Annotated in this window: 11 protein-coding genes; 1 reads left to right on the top strand and 10 read right to left on the bottom strand. The window is 67.4% G+C overall.

All coding sequences use genetic code 11. The annotated features are described in order from the left end of the window. Window positions 1-99: 99 nt before the first annotated feature. A complete protein-coding gene (locus HR086_RS06110; protein ID WP_174455754.1) occupies window positions 100-507 on the bottom strand; it encodes a MarR family winged helix-turn-helix transcriptional regulator in 408 nt (135 codons plus the stop codon). Between the two features lie 93 nt (window positions 508-600). Here HR086_RS06110 and HR086_RS06105 point away from each other — a divergent pair, with 93 nt between their 5' ends. Continuing rightward, complete coding sequence (locus HR086_RS06105) at window positions 601-1,686, top strand: aldo/keto reductase (protein WP_141641225.1); 1,086 nt, start codon at window positions 601-603, stop codon at window positions 1,684-1,686. Between the two features lie 28 nt (window positions 1,687-1,714). On the opposite strand, the gene HR086_RS06100 is transcribed toward HR086_RS06105, so the two are convergent. The 9 genes from HR086_RS06100 to HR086_RS06060 form a co-directional block, all read right to left on the bottom strand. Then, window positions 1,715-3,121, bottom strand: a complete 1,407-nt coding sequence (locus tag HR086_RS06100) for a hypothetical protein (RefSeq protein WP_174465101.1) — start codon at window positions 3,119-3,121, stop codon at window positions 1,715-1,717. 203 nt (window positions 3,122-3,324) lie between these two features. Then, complete coding sequence (locus HR086_RS06095; RefSeq protein WP_174465100.1) at window positions 3,325-5,010, bottom strand: LVIVD repeat-containing protein; 1,686 nt, start codon at window positions 5,008-5,010, stop codon at window positions 3,325-3,327. 298 nt (window positions 5,011-5,308) lie between these two features. Then, the gene (locus HR086_RS06090) at window positions 5,309-7,579 is read right to left on the bottom strand and encodes a hypothetical protein (RefSeq protein WP_174465099.1); all 2,271 of its coding nucleotides are present in this window, start codon (window positions 7,577-7,579) and stop codon (window positions 5,309-5,311) included. Window positions 7,580-7,745: 166 nt separating this feature from the next. Further along, the gene (locus tag HR086_RS06085) at window positions 7,746-9,857 is read right to left on the bottom strand and encodes a hypothetical protein (protein ID WP_174465098.1); all 2,112 of its coding nucleotides are present in this window, start codon (window positions 9,855-9,857) and stop codon (window positions 7,746-7,748) included. A 226-nt stretch (window positions 9,858-10,083) separates the two neighbouring features. Continuing rightward, window positions 10,084-12,564: a TonB-dependent siderophore myxochelin receptor MxcH gene (gene mxcH, locus HR086_RS06080; protein ID WP_254626209.1), complete on the bottom strand. Its 2,481-nt coding sequence runs from the start codon at window positions 12,562-12,564 to the stop codon at window positions 10,084-10,086. A 123-nt stretch (window positions 12,565-12,687) separates the two neighbouring features. Continuing rightward, window positions 12,688-14,238, bottom strand: coding sequence for a PepSY domain-containing protein (locus HR086_RS06075; protein WP_174465097.1), 1,551 nt, complete (start codon window positions 14,236-14,238; stop codon window positions 12,688-12,690). Next, window positions 14,235-14,510 carry a hypothetical protein gene (locus HR086_RS06070; RefSeq protein WP_246136997.1) on the bottom strand — a complete coding sequence of 92 codons (276 nt, stop codon included), beginning with the start codon at window positions 14,508-14,510 and terminating at the stop codon, window positions 14,235-14,237. Before HR086_RS06070 ends, HR086_RS06075 begins: the two co-directional genes overlap by 4 nt. After that, on the bottom strand, window positions 14,507-14,836 hold the full coding sequence (locus HR086_RS06065; RefSeq protein ID WP_141641230.1) for a hypothetical protein: 330 nt from the start codon (window positions 14,834-14,836) through the stop codon (window positions 14,507-14,509). The genes HR086_RS06070 and HR086_RS06065 overlap by 4 nt, the downstream gene beginning before the upstream one ends. Before the next feature lie 33 nt (window positions 14,837-14,869). Then, complete coding sequence (locus HR086_RS06060) at window positions 14,870-16,108, bottom strand: MxcI (protein ID WP_174465096.1); 1,239 nt, start codon at window positions 16,106-16,108, stop codon at window positions 14,870-14,872. Window positions 16,109-16,169: the final 61 nt, after the last annotated feature.

Below are 16,169 nucleotides of genomic sequence, written 5' to 3'. Positions count from 1 at the left end.
AGGTCGGAATGGGCCGCGCGAATTCGACATCCCCGCGCACGAATTCCGCCCCTTCGAGGGGCGCTTGCCTGACGGACCCCGGCCCGCTTCCCTGGCTGGTCAGCTCATCTTCTCCAGGAGGGCTCGCAGCTCCGCCTGCTGTGCGGCGCTCAGCCGTCCGAGCTTCTCGCCGAACGCCTCGGAGAGCAGCGCGGTGCCCTGCTGCATCACCTTGCGGCCAGCCGGGGTGAGCTGCAGCCGGTGCCGCCGCAGGTCCTCGGTGTCAATTTCACGGCGCAGGAAGCCCGCGGCCTCGAGCCGCTTCACGTACAGCGTCACCGACGGCTTGGGGATGCAGAGGGATGCCGCCAGTTCGGCCGGATAGGGGTGGGCGTCCACCTCCGCGAGCACGAACAGCTCCTTCGTCTCGAGCCCCAGTGCGGTGATGTCGGAGGCGACACTGGAAATCACCGCCATCAACAGCCGGTGGTTGAGCGACCAGATTCTCGCCGCGTCGATTTTCGCCATGGCACCTTGCGCGGAAATTGGTTCAACATTAATCCAATTCCATCTTGAACTAATTCGTCGTCCCTACAATGTAGCACGCCCCTGGAGCCGTCCATGCCTCTCAACCACTACGTGACGCTCGGCCGTTCAGGCCTGCGCGTGAGCCCGCTGTGCCTCGGTGCCATGACTTTCGGTGAAGACCTCGGTTGGGGGACGAGCGTCGAGGAATCCCAGCACATCATCGACCGGTACATCGAGCTCGGTGGCAACTTCATCGACACCGCGAACTTCTACACGAAGAGCCACTCCGAGAAGATCATCGGCGACCACGTCGGGCGCCACCCGGCGCGACGGGACAGGCTCGTCATCGCGACGAAGTTCAGCGGCAACCTCTACCCGGGGGACCCGAACGGCGGTGGCTCGGGCCGCAAGTCCATCATCTCCGCGTGCGAGAACTCGCTGCGCCGGCTGCAGACCGACTACATCGACCTCTACTGGCTGCACAACTGGGACATCCACACGCCCATCGAGGAGACGATGGCCGCGCTCGAGGACCTGGTCCGGGCCGGCAAGGTCCGCTACCTCGGCGTCTCGGACACGCCCGCGTGGAAGATTGCCCAGGCCAATGTGATGGCGCACTTCCGGGGCTGGTCTTCCTTCATCGGGTTGCAGATTGAATACTCCCTGCTGGAGCGCAGCGTCGAGCAGGAGCTGGTGCCCATGGCGCTCGAGCTCGGGCTCGGCATCACCCCGTGGTCCCCGCTCAAGAGCGGCGCGCTCAGCGGCAAGTACACCCGAGCGAACGCCGGACAGCAGAAGGGCGACCGAGGCGCCTTCCTGGACCCGTACCTGAACGAGAAGACCTACGCCCTCATCGACGCGCTCGCGGCCATCGCCCGCGAGCATGGGAGCACCGTGGCGCGCGTGGCGCTGGCCTGGGTGCAGGCACAGCCGGGCGTGAGTTCCACCATCATCGGAGCGCGGCGGCTGTCGCAGCTGGAGGACAACGTCGGCGCCCTCGAGGTGAAGCTGACGGCGGAGCAGCTCGGCCGCCTCGACGCGCTCACGAAGCCGACCTTCGGGTTCCCCCAGAGCATGCAGCCCATGTTCCCCAGCATCCACAATGGAGGCACGACGGTGAACGGCGTCTTCGCGGAGGCGTCCGGCTTCGGCGTGGTGAAGGGCGACAAGCCCTACTGAGGGGCCAGCGTGTGAGCCGACATGGCGCTCAGCCCACCATGTCCGTGGACATGAACGCCAGGAGCAGCTGGATGAAGTCATCCCAGCTCCCTGGCGACTGCTCCCACTGCTGGAACTTCAGGTAGAGCGTCACGGCGTTCTTGTTCTGATTGCCGAGCCCCTGGGCCGTGGTGTCGAGGTCCAGGTTCGCGGTGTCCGCCAGGTCCTCCACGATGCTCACGGCCTCCTGGAGCGAGGACGCCTCCTCGAGGACCTCGGTGTAGGTCTGAATGATTTCGTGGACCAACTGCCCGACGGCCTTGCCCCATTGGGGCGGAGACTTGATGGACTTGAACTCCTCGATGAGCCCACTCAAGGGGTTTGACGAGGAGACAGTCAGGTTCGAGTACTTCGCGGCGAGCTCATGGAGGGAATGAGCCAGCGCGCCAATGGCGGAGTTGGGGGTGCCTTCCGCGAGGAAGAGGTTCTTGGCGTTCTCGTTGAGGGTGTAGAGGATGGCCGAGGCGAGGTGTTGTTCGTTCTTGAATTTGCCATTCAGCCCCAACGCCGAGGCCAGTACCTCCAAGTGCTTCCCTCCCGCGTTGTTCTGCTTGACCGCGGCGTTCCAGACGGCCCGCAGCAGGTGCTGGGGGATGACGTGACGCCGATGCATCCAGACGCCGCTGATGTCCTTGATGCTGGGCATCGAGTTCTTGAAGTCCTGCCGGAAGTTGATGCGGCACGTGGACTGGAGGCTTTCGTCAACGAGGTACTTCGCCTTCCGCGCACGCACCGAGGCCAGCAGGGCCTTGCGAATCTCATTGGACTGCCGCGACAGGTTGTTCTCCCCACAGTAAGGGCAGTGCTGGGGGGCTGACTGCTCGATGCTGTAACAGATCATACAACCACAGATCAGACAGGCCAGCCCGATCGCCCCCACGTTCTTCTCGTCGGCTTTGACAAGCTCGAAGAGACCCTTTCCACAGAAGGGACAGCGCGAACTCTTGTGCCGGGTATCCGAGGCCCAGAGATTGAGGCAATCAAAGCCCTTGCACTGATAGATGTGGAAGAGCGTCTGTTTTTCGATGCGCTCTTCCCGGGAGAGGGTGACCTTCGGGGACTGGATGACGACGGTCTTCTTGGGCGTGATACTCTTGCTAGGGGCCTTGAATGGCTTGAAAGGGCTGGAGGTCGTGACGGTGGTGACGACCTCCATGTCGAGATCCGGATCCTCGTATACCTGGCTGCAACTGCCGCAGCACTGCACGGACATGCCCGCGACGTAATCCATCTTGGAGTTACAGCCCGTACAATTGTAGCGCGAGAGCTTCGGGAGGTTATCCGGAATGTCTTCCAGGAGAATGAGCCAGTTGGACTGCTCGCAGTAGGGGCAGACACTGCTCTTCTTCGATGAGAACCAGATCAGCTCGCACTTCCGACACCCGTAGCAGTTCATGCGGAAGCCCCTTGAGAGACGCCGCCGCTACAGCAACCGCCATGCCAGGGGTCCTGCCACGGGAATGCCCGTCGTCGGGGCGGAGCGTTGCGTTCCAACGCGCCCAGCCTGCGTTCCGCCAGGACGCGGAAAGCCCACGGTGTCAGGGAAGTCGTCGCCTCGGGCGACCTGCCGAACCGACGACCTCCGGGGTGCGTCCGCCGCTACAACTCGTTGACGATGACGAGCCCGCGCACCGAGTCCACGAGGTACACGTAGCCGTCGCCGGGGATACGGACTCCGTAGTTGCCCTCGAAGACGCCATGGCTTCGTCCCGGGTCGGTCTCCCGGAAGGTGTTGAAGTGGGCGACCTGTCTCGGCTGGGTGGGGTTCGAGACATCCAGGACGCGCAGGCCCTCGTGGTACCAGGCGACGTAGAGCAGTTGGCCCCGCAGCAGCAGGTTGTGCATGGACACGACGGGCCGCATGCGGTGGGTGCCGATGAGGACGATGTTCGCCGGGTCCGTCACGTCGAGCACGCGTACGTGGGAGCCATTGAACTCGCCGCCCTCGAAGGCGATGGTGCGACCCGCGAAGGTCCCCACCGCGCTGTGGTGCGCGTAGCTGATGGCGTCGGGCCGGAAGTAGTCCCCCAGGTGGCGCACGTCGTTCAGGTCGGTGATGTCCATGATGGAGAAGCCCGACTCGGCGTTGCTGATGTAGAGGCGGCCCTGGTAGGCGAAGACGTCATGGGGACCGCTGCTGAAGCCTCCCGGCGTCGGCGTGACAATCTGGAGCAGCGTGGGCTCCAGGGGGTTGGAGACGTCGTAGACATAGGTCCCCGTGCCCGGGGCGTTGGCGTAGAGCCGGTCCGCGTCGACGAGCACGGTGTGGACGGTGTGAGGGCCCTCGGCTCGGCGCACGAACACGGGATTGGCCGGGTCGCTGATGTCGAAGATGACGAGCCCGGAGGAATTGCTGGCGATGTAGAGCGCATCTCCCCTGGCCCAGACGCCGTTCCAGGACGTGTCGCCAGCAAGGCTCACCGTCTTCTTCAGGACGGGGTTGCGCCGGTCCCTCACGTCGAAGACGGTGAGCCCGCCCACCCGAGGCGGACCATCCAGCGAGACGACGTAGGCGTGCTCCTTGGCGACGAAGAGGTCCGCGGGCCTGCCGACGGAGGTGGCGGCCTCCGACATGAGGGAGAGGCCACCGGAGGCCTCTCCCTCTCCGGCCGCCCAGGTCATGCGATGGGCCACGAAGGTCCCGAGCGTCTTGCCGAACCGCGCGTCGCTGGAACACGACACGTAGCAACCCGTGATGACGCCGGGCGACGGAACATGGCAGCCGGCGAACGAGGCGGTGGTGATGATGTCGCCCTCGGGAGTCGCAAGGGCGCGTCTTCCCGTGAGGAAGAACGTGCCGCCTTCCGTCACGCGGGCGATGACCGGCCCGCTGCCCAGCGCGTCCGGGGTGCCGTCGTCGTGGAGCCCGATGCTGATGGCGGAACGGGAGACCGTCGTGGTGGTGGGGCGGTTGGAGCGAACGCGCATCTCCCCTCGAAGGTTGACCTGGTAGATGCCCCGGCCCTCCACGCCGGAGAGTTCCTGGGCGGAGCAACCGGACACGTCAAAGGCCGTGAGGCTCTCGCAGAGGAGCGGGTCGAGGCTCTCCGGATTGACGAACTGGCACGCGTCATAGCGGCCGGTATCCACCCAGTCGCCCAGGTCCTCGAGCGCGGTGGCGGTGCCGTCCCACGGTGGAGGCCCGGCGTCGGGGGTGCCCGCGTCATCGGGCTGAGGGCCGGCGTCGACGCCTGGGGCGGAAGACCCACCGCAGGCGGAGAGCAGGGCCGGGAGCAGGACGCAGAAAGAGCGCCATGCTCCCGGTGAGAGCGAAAGAGTCTTCATGGGGAGCCTCGGTGACGTAGCCATCCACGAAGGCGTGGAGGGTCATCCCCGATACGGCGAGGGAGGCGCCATGTTCCCCAGCGAGCCGCCGATGCTTGTCATCTGGCAACGGAATCCCCGCCAGCGCGCCGGGCCGCCCCACCTCGAGCCTCTTTGGTCCTCCCCTTGCAATTCAGGTGGGGACTCGGGCACCGACGGAGACAGGGCTCCCCGGGATCCTCCAGGTGGGTATAGGGCATGTCCCCTCCTTCCAGCCCAACAGGGGCGGAAGGAGGGCGCGAGACATGGGTGACGGGGGCTACCGGTAGAACCGGAGGTTGCAGATCTGGGACTGGGTGGTGACGCCCGGGAAGGTCCCCGAGAGCGAGAAGCGCAGGTAGCGCGTACTGAGTCCACCTCCGGGCTGCAGCCTGTAATCCCTGACAAGCGCCTGGTTGGCGGCGTAGGTCAGCGTTCCGCTGTCGGTCGTGGTGTAGGTGCTTTGGTTCGCGCTGATGCCCAGGGACCAGCTGGGCGGATTCGACGCACCGAAGAGGAGCTCCATTCGCTTGACCAGATGCACCTGGCCCAGGTCGACGTACACCAACTGCTCATTGCCGTTGTTCGTGTACCAGCAGGTCCCCGGGTCGGCATCCGTCGCCTTGTAGGCCGTGCTGGGGTTGATGGAGGCATGCGTGAACGAGACGGGAATCAGGTACTCGACGGCGGGGGCGACGAAGAAGGGAGCCGTGACTCCGACGCTGCCCGCGCCTCCCTGCTCCACGACCCTGATCATCACGTTTGAGTTGCCCCATCCACCCGTGTAGAAATTCCAGCTTCGATTCGTATACGCCCAGGAGGAATCCTCACCAACCTTGGTCCACGTGAGGCCGTCGTCGCGCGAGGCGTAGTAGTCGACGTTCAGGGGCGTGGGGAAGGTCCAGTGGATCGTAACGTTGACGCCATCGAGGATGGGCGTGGGCAGTGACGGCGTGTCGACGTCAATCACATCCGTGACGGTCAGCGTCACCGGATTGGAGACGACGGTCTGCTGGTAGGCGTCCACGACCCGCCAGTGGGAGACCCTCCGCTGGCTGCGGTGGTCGATAGGATAGAGGTAGTTGTTGGTGATGGTCGCGACGGTCTGCCAGGAATTGGGCGCCTGCTCTGTCGCGCGCTGGAGGAGCAAGGTGTCGCCTCCGCCGCTGATGGACAGGAATGGGTGCTGGGAGCCACGGGTGACCACTGAGACAGGGAGGGAAAGGATGGGCTTGCTGATGGGATTGGTGACCCAGATGGGCGCCATCACGACGTCGGCATTCTCCCAATTCTGCCGGAGCGTGACGACGTAGATGGACTCGTACGGCGTCAGCGAGAAGACCTCCTTCAGGTTGATGAGATGCTCATCCTCGTAGGTAATCTCCTTGATGGGGGCGTCGGGCTGGAAGGGACTCCAGACCTGGAGCACCGTCCACTGGTTGCCTCCGCCGGTGCCATCCTTGGTCGTCCCCCACACGGTGAAGTCCAGGCGCCGCTCGGTGGGGCTCAGCGCGAACTCGGAGCCCATGGGACGGCCGTTGGCCATGAAGAAGCCGGAGGCAGGCGGCAGGGCCGTGCGGAACACCGAGCGGTTGCGCAGCGCGGTGAGGAAGTTCTCGTAGTTCCACGGCGTACCGGGAGGCAGGACGACACCGGCGCGGCCCTGGGCCGTGTCGAAGCCTTGGATCTTCTCGCGAGGCACACCGGGCTCATCGATGTAGGGCAGCACCCAGGAGCCGTCCGGGTTCTGCGCCTGGAATTCGGAGCCCAGTTGCGCGCGGACGGAGGCGTGCGCGTCGGTATTGGAGACGGGGGCGACGCGGAAGCCGCGCCGCAGCAGCTCGAAATACTTGGGGAGCCCGTTGTACTCGGCGAGTTCGACGGCATCTCTCACCTTCTGGCGTCGGTCCGGCGCCGTGGGGAGCGTGAAATACACGTCGTCATTCGGATGGTTCAGCTGGATGTGGGTGCTCAGCAGCGGGTCCGCCGAGTAGTTGTCGACGATTTCGTCGTGCATGTTCCCGATGTTGGAGGAGTTGACATGCAGATTGCGGTTGAAGCTGTTGAAGTGGTGGTCATGGCTGGAGCCCGTCCCATCATCCGGGCCCACATGGGACTCCCTGCCCCTGACGACGAGCAGCTCGGATTGCCCGTTCGCATCCAACACGGGGCTCAGCTGGGAGATGGGGTCATCGTCGTCATAGGACTTCCACGACGTGGTGTGGTTGCTGGTGCCGAAGAAGTCATAGCCATGGCGGAAGGCGGACAGCAGCACCTCGCTTCGGATGATCTGGGGCGTGAAGCTGAGCGACCCGCCGCCCAGGGAGTCATGGCCGCGAGGGTGGTTGTGCAGGTCCCCCACGAACGTCTGCCAGCCCCCTCCTCCCAGCTCCAAGGCGATGCGGTTGCGGTACTTGCCCTCCCGGACGGCGGGGACCGGATACCGGTCCGAGGCGAGCACGTTCGTCACCTCCTCATCAGCGAGGCCGGGGGTGGAGACCAATGCGGCGGCCAACAGCACACTGCTGCCAAGACTTCTACTTCGAGACATGTAAGGCGCCTCCGCTGAAGGAACTCCGCGCGGGCAGGCACGCGTCCGTGCACGACCCCTGGAGTTACTACGGAGGGAGGGGTGAGGACTGGTCGTTCCCTCATCCCAAGGCTGACGGCCCACCCCGGAACTCAGGAGCGGGCCGCGGCCTCCTACGGTCCTCGCGTCACTTCACCTCGACGCCCGGCATCTGGCCGAGGCCCAGGTCAATCCACCCCGGCATGTTGTAGCTGGCCGTCGTGCCGTCCGTCCTCGTGGCCAGGGGGTTCTGGTCCACGTGGCCCGCGGTGCCCAGGCTCATGAAAAGCGTCGTGGGCATCGACTCCGGCGTGGCCTCCATCAACGTCATCGTGGTGGAGGGCACATCGGGCAGGTAGTCGTGCGTCGCGTCGAAGTCGCGATACGCGGTGAGCCAGGCCTCGTGGCTGTAGCCCGGGTCATTCGGCGTCATCGCCAGGGTGGCGAAGGGCTCGCCCTCCGCCTTGAGCTTCTGACGCTGGGCCGCGAGCGCCGCGGGGTCGCTGGAGTCCGCGAAGAAGCCCACCACCATGTCCTGCGCCTGCCGGGCCGCGACGTTCTGCACGTTCGCCAGCCCCTCCGCGCCCGTCACGGTGATGGTGGTGTACTCGGTACCGCCGTACTGGAGGATGTCCATGCTCATCCCCTCGAACTTCCGCGAGCCGTCCGGGTTGAGCGAGAACTGGATTTCAAACGAGTTGTCCGTGCCGGCCACCTTGCCCTCGGCCGTCACCGTCGTCTGGCCATTCACCGTCGTCACAGTCTGCGTCAGGCTCTCATCCCAGAACTGGTGCTCGAAGCCGACGAACTTCGTCAGGTGCAGCTCCGCGCTGAGCGAGCCCTCCTCGGACCAGGTCTGCTGGGTGCGCACGTCCAGGACCCCCGGGCCCGTCTGCGTGGGGAGCGTGCCCTCCCGGACGAAAGTCTCGTAGGCCGTGCGGCCCTCTGGCGTGGCCAGGTCGAACTCCACGCTCGCGGAGTTGCCCTGCGTGTAGCTGTGCTCCGAGCCGATGCCGCCGCCGACCTTGTGTCCCTTGAGGGTCAACTCCAAGCCCAGCTCCAGCTTCGACGTGAGCGTCTCCTCCGGGCCCACCGTCACGCGCACCGTGGTGTCTCCGGTGCGCTCCACCGCCACCGACTGGGTCTGCTCCTTGCCATTCTCCCCACTGAGCTTCAGGGGCCCGATGGACAGACCGCTCGACGTCGTCACGAAGTCAGAGGCGTCCATGACGAGCTTGCTGCCGGGCGGCAGCGCCAGCGGGTCGCTCAACGTGGGGACCTGGAAGCCGCCGGGGTTCATGATGAGCTGGCCAATCTCCCCCTCGGTGAGCGCGAGCTGGAAGCTGACCGATTTCTTGCTCCCGGACTCCGCGCCAATCTCCACGCCGAACGGGCCCACCTCGCCCGCCTCGATGCCCGCGCCGCCCTTGAGGCCACCGGTGGCATCGAACGTAACGGTGATGAGGTGCCGGCCGTCCGCGGTGGGCTCCGTGGGGTTCCAGCTCAGCTTGACCTCCGTCTCCGCGTAGGCGCCGCCGGAGATGGTGCCCTTCACCTCGCCCTTCTTCTTCTCCCCTTCCGCGGGCTTGAACTCGGCCTTGATGCCTACTTCGATGGTGCCATCGGTGGAGATGTTGACGGACGGCGTCAGGTCCACCAGCTCCTTCTTCTTTGTCGGGTCCGCCGCATCCCCCGTCGTCGTCGCCGCCGCATCGTCCGCCACCGAGCGCGCCGCGGCGCCCGTCAGACCAAAACCGTGGATGAGCGCCTCACGCGCGGGGCCCGGAGGCACGGACAGGATGCGCGCGAGCTGCGCGTCCGGCACCGCCACCGGCTGGCCGTAGGAGGAGTGCGTCGCCTTCCACTCGGCGAGGTTCGTATACGTCTTGCCGGGCTCGTTCGGGTCGACGATGGCACCGCCCGGCTTTCGCACCAGCGCGTGGCCCACGCTGTCGCGCGAGTCGCTGAGCAGCAGCACCTGGTCCCCTGGCTTCGACAGCGTGTTGGCCTTCTCCAGGCAGTTGGCCTTGCCGTCGCCCAACACCTCCGTGCGCAGCGTGCTCGCCGGCCCCGCGCCGCCGAACAGGTCCATCGAGGGACGCCGACCCGACTGGAAGCTGCTGCGCCCCGAGTGGCCCGCCGCGGGCTCCTGCTTCGGCGCTGGAGGCGGAGGCGGAGGCGGCGGAGGGGGCGCGGCGACGGTCGGCTGCTGAGGCACGGCGGAAGGTGTCGGGGTGGCGGCGCGGCGAATCGGGGCCATGGACTCTCACTCCTCGGATGCGGGCTGCGAACGCGGATAAAAAACCAATCGACCAATTTGTTTTAGTCGATTCTCCGCGCGTCCGGGTGAAAGTTGCTGTCAGTGGTCAATTTTCTGGCGTCAGCGGACGGATTCCCAGGGTTCAGGGGCCCGCGCCATGGCCAATGTGCGGCAAGGTAGGCGAACTCCGACCCGCTGAAAGGCAGCGGGGAATTCGCCGTGGCGGTCAGAAGTCCGCGGTCAGCTTGACGGACAACGAGCGGCCGGGGCGCTGGACGCCGAAGAAGTCATACGTCTTCGCGTTCGTGAGGTTGAGCACCTCCAGCGTGCCCCCCAGGGTGGGCGAGCCTTCCCGCACGTAGGTGAGGCTGAGCGAGTGGGTCAACTGCGCATCGACGTCCTGCTTGTACTCGCGCAGGCCCTGGCTCTCCCATCCCCGGAAGAAGCCGTTCATGAATCGCGAGGTGACGCCGAGCGACGCGGAGTCGCTGGGGAGGATGAGCGCGCGGCGCCGCAGCCGGGCGCTGAAGTTCGCGAAGAGCCAGGGCACATTCGGAATGCGGTCGCCCTTGAAGGCCGCGTACGTCCCCTGCCCGCCCGTGTTGCGGAAGTCCTGCCACGTCACGTTGGCATCCAGCCACAACCAATCCCCTGGAACCGTCCATCCCGCGGCAGCCTCGACTCCGAGCGAGCGCGCCGCATACACGTTCTGGAAGGACACCGTGGAGTCGTCTCCCAGCTTGACGATGAAGTCGTCGGCGAGCCGGGCGAAGCCTCCCACGCTTCCGCGGAAGCTCCCCATCCCCGTGCGCCAGTCATCCACCGAGAAATCCAGGTTGGCGTTGTGGCTGACCTCGGGCCGCAACCCCAGATTCGCCATCACGAGCACGCCATCACCAAATAGCTCATCCGGACCGGGAAGGCGCGTGGCGTACTCGTACGAGAGCTTGGCCAGCACGCCATACGGGAGGAACATCCGCAGGCTGTCTCCAAAGCCCAGATGCTCGCTGGCCTGGTCGGCCCGCCGGAAGACCCCGCCGGGCAGCACCTCCTCCGAGTCCGAGCGCATGACGTACCCCTTCACGAAGGCCACGTTCTTGAGCCGTCCGTCGCCCAGCGCCAGCTCGTGCTCGAGCCCGCCCACCAGCGTGAGCAGGTCGCGCTGCGCGCTCAAGGGGTCTCGCTGGCCCGTCCCCAGCTTGAGCTGGTCCTCACCCTGGCGCGTCACGAAGGTGGGCGCCAGCGAGAGCCGCAGGGACTGCGTCGCGGTGAGTTCGTAGGCGGCATGAAGGCGCGCCAGGGCGCTGTGTTGCCATTGCACCTGGTCCGCCGGCGTGGTGCCCAGCTCTCCGGGCTGGCGACGCTCCACGCCCGCGTTGCCGTACCAGTCGTAGACGAACCCCGCCATGTCGCGGAAGTCCGTGTCACGCCGGCTGTAGCCCCCCACGCCCTCCAGCCGAAGCTTGCCGGACAGCAGCCCTCCCTGGGACCACGTCGCCAGCGCGCCGTAGCTCGACTCGGCGGAGCGGGCCTCGCCGTAGGGCACCGTCATCACCACGTTGTGCTGCAGCTCCTTGCGCGTGCGCGTGCCAAAGACACGCAGGGAGAGGCGCTCCGCGAAGGGCCGCTCGAGCACCCCCACCTCCAGCCCGACGCCGCCCGCGGTGAAGCCATCGTGGAAGCGCGGCACGCGCGCGGGCACCAGGCGCCCCCGGTCATCGGCGGCCTCCACGTCCACCATGTAGTCGTTGCGCGCGACGTCGCCGAAGGCGTGGCCCTTCACGAAGAGCCCGCCGGTCCCCAGCTTGTACTGTCCCGCGAGTGACCCCCGGTATGTGCCGAACGAGCCCGCCTGCAGCGAGACGGAGGCCCCGCTCGGCTCGTCTCCGTCCGAGGAGACGAGGTTGACCGCGCCTCCCAGCGCATCCGCGCCGAAGCGCACGGGAACCACGCCTCGATAGACCTCCACGCGCTTGAGCAGGTTGACCGGCACGTTGGCGAGCCCCAGCCCGAAGCCGGCCAGCTCCAGCGGCACGCCGTCGAGGAAGAAGCGCACCTGCTCGCCGGAGAAGCCACTGAGCGAGAAGCGGCTGGCGGAGCCGAGCCCTCCGGTCCGCTGCACGCTGACACCCGTGTTGCGACTGAGCACCTCGCCCAGGTCCGCGGTCTGCTGCCGCGCCTCCTCCAACTCCACCACCTTGACCGCTTCGGCAGAGAGGGCGCGCTCCTCGCCCTTGCTCAACTGTCGCCCCGTCACCTCGATGGTGGTCTCCAGGCTGACGCTCTCCGCGAGCACCGCGTCCACCTCCGTGCGCTCCCCCGCCGCCACCTGGACGCGGTACGCCTGGGGCTCACAGCCCGGGACATAGGCGTGCAGCTCATAGGTGCCCGGAGCGAGCCCCTTCACCTCGAAGCGGCGCTGCGCATCGAGGCGCGGCGTCTGGGTGCGCCCCTCGGGCTCGAGCAGCAGGACCTCGGCCTTTCCCAGCTCTCCCCCTTCACAGGCGGACAGCCGTCCCGCGAGGTCTCCCACCGTCGCGCGAGCCTCCACGGCGGGCGCCTGCGCCGCGTCCTGTGCGGCGGAGGGAAGCGCCACGACCATGGCCAGCAGACCCACGGTTCGCCACGTCCACCCGAGGGACACCGGGGGACAGGTCCAGGAGACCGAGCACTTCGCGCGGGCCAACGCGTCAACGAGGAGGGTCATGGTCCGTTGCATGAAACACGAGAGGAGTCCGGGCCCCGCGAACGACGGGGGGGCGCTGGAAGAAGGCGAGCCCGAGCACATCGAGCGGGACGCGAGTGAAGGGTGCGTCGGGAGTCCGGACATTCACGGCGACTCATGCGCGAGAACGGGCGCGGGCGCCCGCACGTCCCTGGGATCTCTCGGCACGATGCGCCCGATGGCCCAGGCGGAGACCAGGAACAGGACGCCCAGCAGGGCCAGTCCCAGCTCCACGCAGAACACATAGGGTGAGCCCGCGGGGTCGAACACGCGCCGGGCGTTGCGCCAGGAATCCAACCAGGGCAACAGGAACAGGATGCCGCCGGAGATGGCCAGCGACCACCGGGACCACACCTTGGGGCGGGGAAACAGGAGCGCACCCAGCACGCAGGCGCACCAGCTCCCGAAGAAAATCGTGTGTTCCCAATCCGCCCGACGCGTCAGCGTGTCGGGCAGCAGCTGGTTGGCCAGGAAGACGGCGGCGAGCGCGAACGCCGCCGCTCCGCACCCTCCCGCCGTGAAGCGCGCGAGGAGGACGTCCACCCGGCGCATGTCGCGCGCCCGCCGCTCCAACCAGATGAGGTTGCCGGTCAGCACACACAGGGCGCTGAAGATGCCCAGCAGCGCATAGGTGAGCCGCAGCCCCATCCCCGCATAGAGCCCGGAGTGGAGCACGTACGCGGACTCGATCAGCCGCGCCGTGGCGCCAGGCCCTCCAGCCTGCCGCACGTGCAACACCTCACCCTTCCCCGACACGCGGACGGTGGTGAACTCGTGGAGACCCTGACGCGCGTAGCCTCGGACATCGACATACGCCTGGGCATCCCCCAGGTTGCGCATGGAGAAGCGGTAGTGCCGCGCATCCGGCAGCGCCTCGCGCGCCCGCGCCAGCACCGTGGCCACTCGCGGCGCCTCGGCGGGCTGTTTGGAGGGTTTGGCTCCGCGCGGGTAGCCGATGCTCTTGAGCCCCGCGTCCACGTCACCGTCGAAGGCCGTGCGCACCACCACCGGCTGGAGGACCGCGGAGTTCAGGCAGATGATGGCCGCCGTCCAGGCGATGACCGCCTGATAGGGCAACCCCACGCTGCCGAGCACCTTGTGCAGGTCCCCCCACGCGGTGCGCAGGGCCTCGCGCGGACGGAAGCGCACCCAGTCCTTGCGGAAGCGGCCCAGTTGGATGACCAGCCCCGTGCCCACCACCAGCAACAGGACGATGGCCACCAGACCGGCGATCAACATGCCCCCCGGCAGCGGGTAGAGGAAGTGCACCAGGAACAGGAAGTAGCCCAGGTCGCTGCGCTCCGGGGCCTGCTCGCCGGAGAGCGGGTTCACCCAGACGGCGGTCTTCTCGCCACCCCGCTCCTTCCACTCGAGCCGGAGCCAGGGGGAATACGGAGCGGGCAGGTCCACGTCCAGTTGGGAGGGCCCGTCCTTTCCCACCCGCGCGTCCAGCCATTGCTGGAGCGTCTCCAGCGCCCGCGCCTCGTCCGCGGCCACGGGCGTCCTCAAGCGCGGCTCCTGCCAGGGCATCAGCTCGTGGCGGAACAGCGACACGACGCCGAGCAGGAACATGCCCACCAGGAGGACGGAAGCCACCGCGCCCGCCCATGCATGCGCCTCCCAGAGGACGCGGTACGTCCCAGACCCGAGCTTCATGGGAGACATCTCCAGAGGACGAGCAGCGCCGCCCCGCTCGCCACCAGGACGCCGGCCCATGCACGCGCCGCGGAGCGAGCCAGGAGCGCCATGCACGGCGCGGCGGCCATCAGGGGAATCACGACGATACAGGCCACCAGGTAGCGCACGTCCGACGAGGCGGGCACCACCGCGGGCAAGGCGACCGAGACCAGCAGCGCGGCGAGCGGAGCCCCCAGCACGGCCGCCAGCAGCCAGCTCACGCCCCGCTGGCGCCGCGTCCTGGCGCTCACGACGCGCGCTCCAGCACGCCCAGCAACAGGCCCACCGGGGCCAGCAGCACCATGGCCCGGATGGGACGGCGCACCAGCGGCGAAAGGACGGCCAGCGAAGTGCCCCCCGCCATGACGTACGCCATCGCCGAGCCCAGGGCGGCCCCCGGAGTGGGAGCCGTCGACAGGGACGTGGCGAAACCCGCGAGGACGAGCACCAGCCCCCCGCCCTTCAAGCCGGAGGGCACGCGCGAGGAGTCCGGCCACCGGCCCGCGTGGCGACACCACCACGCGCCGTAGAGACCCACCACTCCGAGCCAGAGCAGCGTGGGAACCAGGACATCCATCCAGGAGACCTCGCGGGAATCGAGGGCGAGCGCTCAGCGGATGCGAGCGACGTCCAGGACGAAGCCGGGGAACGAGATGCTGGGCTTGGGGGTGCCCGAGGACAGGTCCATCAGCGTGGAGGTGGAGTAGGTAGCCGCGCTCTGGCTGACGAAGAAGCTGGAGCCTGACGTGAGCGTGAAGCCGCTGTAGGCCCCGGGCGCGGAGTCCACGCGCGAGGGGGCACTCAGCGTCGCCAACGGCACCTGCCACCAGCTCCACCCCTTGCTGTACCACTCGCTGTAGGTGGTGCCCGGCGCCGACGGGGTGATGGTGGTGTCCGCCACCTGGAGCCACGCGGTGCCGTTCTCCGTGAGGGCGATGATGGTGCCCACCTTGTTCTCGCCGAGCGCGGAGGCCACGCTGCCGACGAAGCCCGTGTCGAAGGTCTGCTGCCCCGCCGGGATGCGCAGGAAGCAGTCCTGCTGGCCCGCGTCCTGGGCCCCCTTGACCGCGTAGCCCAGGCCGTTGATGACGCCGCTGAAGAAGTAGAGCGTGTCACCCTGCCGGCCCGTCTTGGTGAGGTCGCGGCAGCGCTCGTCGGAGGACCAGCTCAGCGCGTCCGTCGCCGTGTCGATGCGAACGAGCACCGAGCCCGGAAGCACGGTGTCGTACGTCGACGTCGACCAGCCCACCGCGAAGAACGCCTCGCCCTCGCGGGTGGCCCACTGGCTCAGCCCCGTGACGTAGCCCGCCTTGGTGAACTCCGCCGGCAGCGCCAGCGTCTTCTCGACCGCCATCTCCGCGGGGTTCCAGACGATGATCTGCCCCTGGGCGTCGTCCTTGTAATACGCCTTCGTGGCGCTCACGAAGTGCACGGCCTGGGCGCCCATCCGCTTCACGCCGAGGTTCTGGAACGAGATGCTGGCACCCGGCGTCAGCGCGCCGTCCTTCACCTCGTAGCGGGTGATGGTGGGAGACTCTCCGGCGCCAATGGCGAAGAAGCCCACGCCCTTGGCCGCGTAGAGCCGGGGACGGCCCGGCAGCTCCAGCGACTTCGAGTAGTCCAGCGTCTTGGGCTCGTCCAGGGAGTCGACCAGCGTGAAGTAGTTCATCCGGCTGCCGTTCGTCTCCACGGCGGAGTGCACCAGGTACAGCGCGCCCTCCTCGCCTCCACCCGGCCCCCCAGGGAGGGTGGGCTCATCGTCGCCGCACGCGGACAGGAACAGGGCGGCACACGCCACGAGCCCCTTCGAGAAACCGCCCTTGCCAATCCTCAGTGCTCCGCGGTGCATCGCGCTCTCCTCGAACCTGGACCGGCCTCCCAGCGCTGTCCGTCAGCACCGTGAGATCCGG

The sequence above is a fragment of the Myxococcus sp. CA039A genome (assembly GCF_013336645.1).
GTDB classification, from domain to species: Bacteria; Myxococcota; Myxococcia; order Myxococcales; family Myxococcaceae; genus Myxococcus; species Myxococcus llanfairpwllgwyngyllgogerychwyrndrobwllllantysiliogogogochensis.
This window is presented reverse-complemented; position numbering and strand designations above follow the sequence as displayed.

Bases quoted from the DNA above. Each gene is read 5' to 3' on its own strand.
- HR086_RS06110 (WP_174455754.1), bottom strand. From the start codon at position 507: ATGGCGAAAATCGACGCGGCGAGAATCTGGTCGCTCAACCACCGGCTG.
- HR086_RS06105 (WP_141641225.1), top strand. From the start codon at position 601: ATGCCTCTCAACCACTACGTGACGCTCGGCCGTTCAGGCCTGCGCGTG.
- HR086_RS06100 (WP_174465101.1), bottom strand. From the start codon at position 3,121: ATGAACTGCTACGGGTGTCGGAAGTGCGAGCTGATCTGGTTCTCATCG.
- HR086_RS06095 (WP_174465100.1), bottom strand. From the start codon at position 5,010: ATGAAGACTCTTTCGCTCTCACCGGGAGCATGGCGCTCTTTCTGCGTC.
- HR086_RS06090 (WP_174465099.1), bottom strand. From the start codon at position 7,579: ATGTCTCGAAGTAGAAGTCTTGGCAGCAGTGTGCTGTTGGCCGCCGCA.
- HR086_RS06085 (WP_174465098.1), bottom strand. From the start codon at position 9,857: ATGGCCCCGATTCGCCGCGCCGCCACCCCGACACCTTCCGCCGTGCCT.
- mxcH (WP_254626209.1), bottom strand. From the start codon at position 12,564: ATGACCCTCCTCGTTGACGCGTTGGCCCGCGCGAAGTGCTCGGTCTCC.
- HR086_RS06075 (WP_174465097.1), bottom strand. From the start codon at position 14,238: ATGAAGCTCGGGTCTGGGACGTACCGCGTCCTCTGGGAGGCGCATGCA.
- HR086_RS06065 (WP_141641230.1), bottom strand. From the start codon at position 14,836: ATGGATGTCCTGGTTCCCACGCTGCTCTGGCTCGGAGTGGTGGGTCTC.
- HR086_RS06060 (WP_174465096.1), bottom strand. From the start codon at position 16,108: ATGCACCGCGGAGCACTGAGGATTGGCAAGGGCGGTTTCTCGAAGGGG.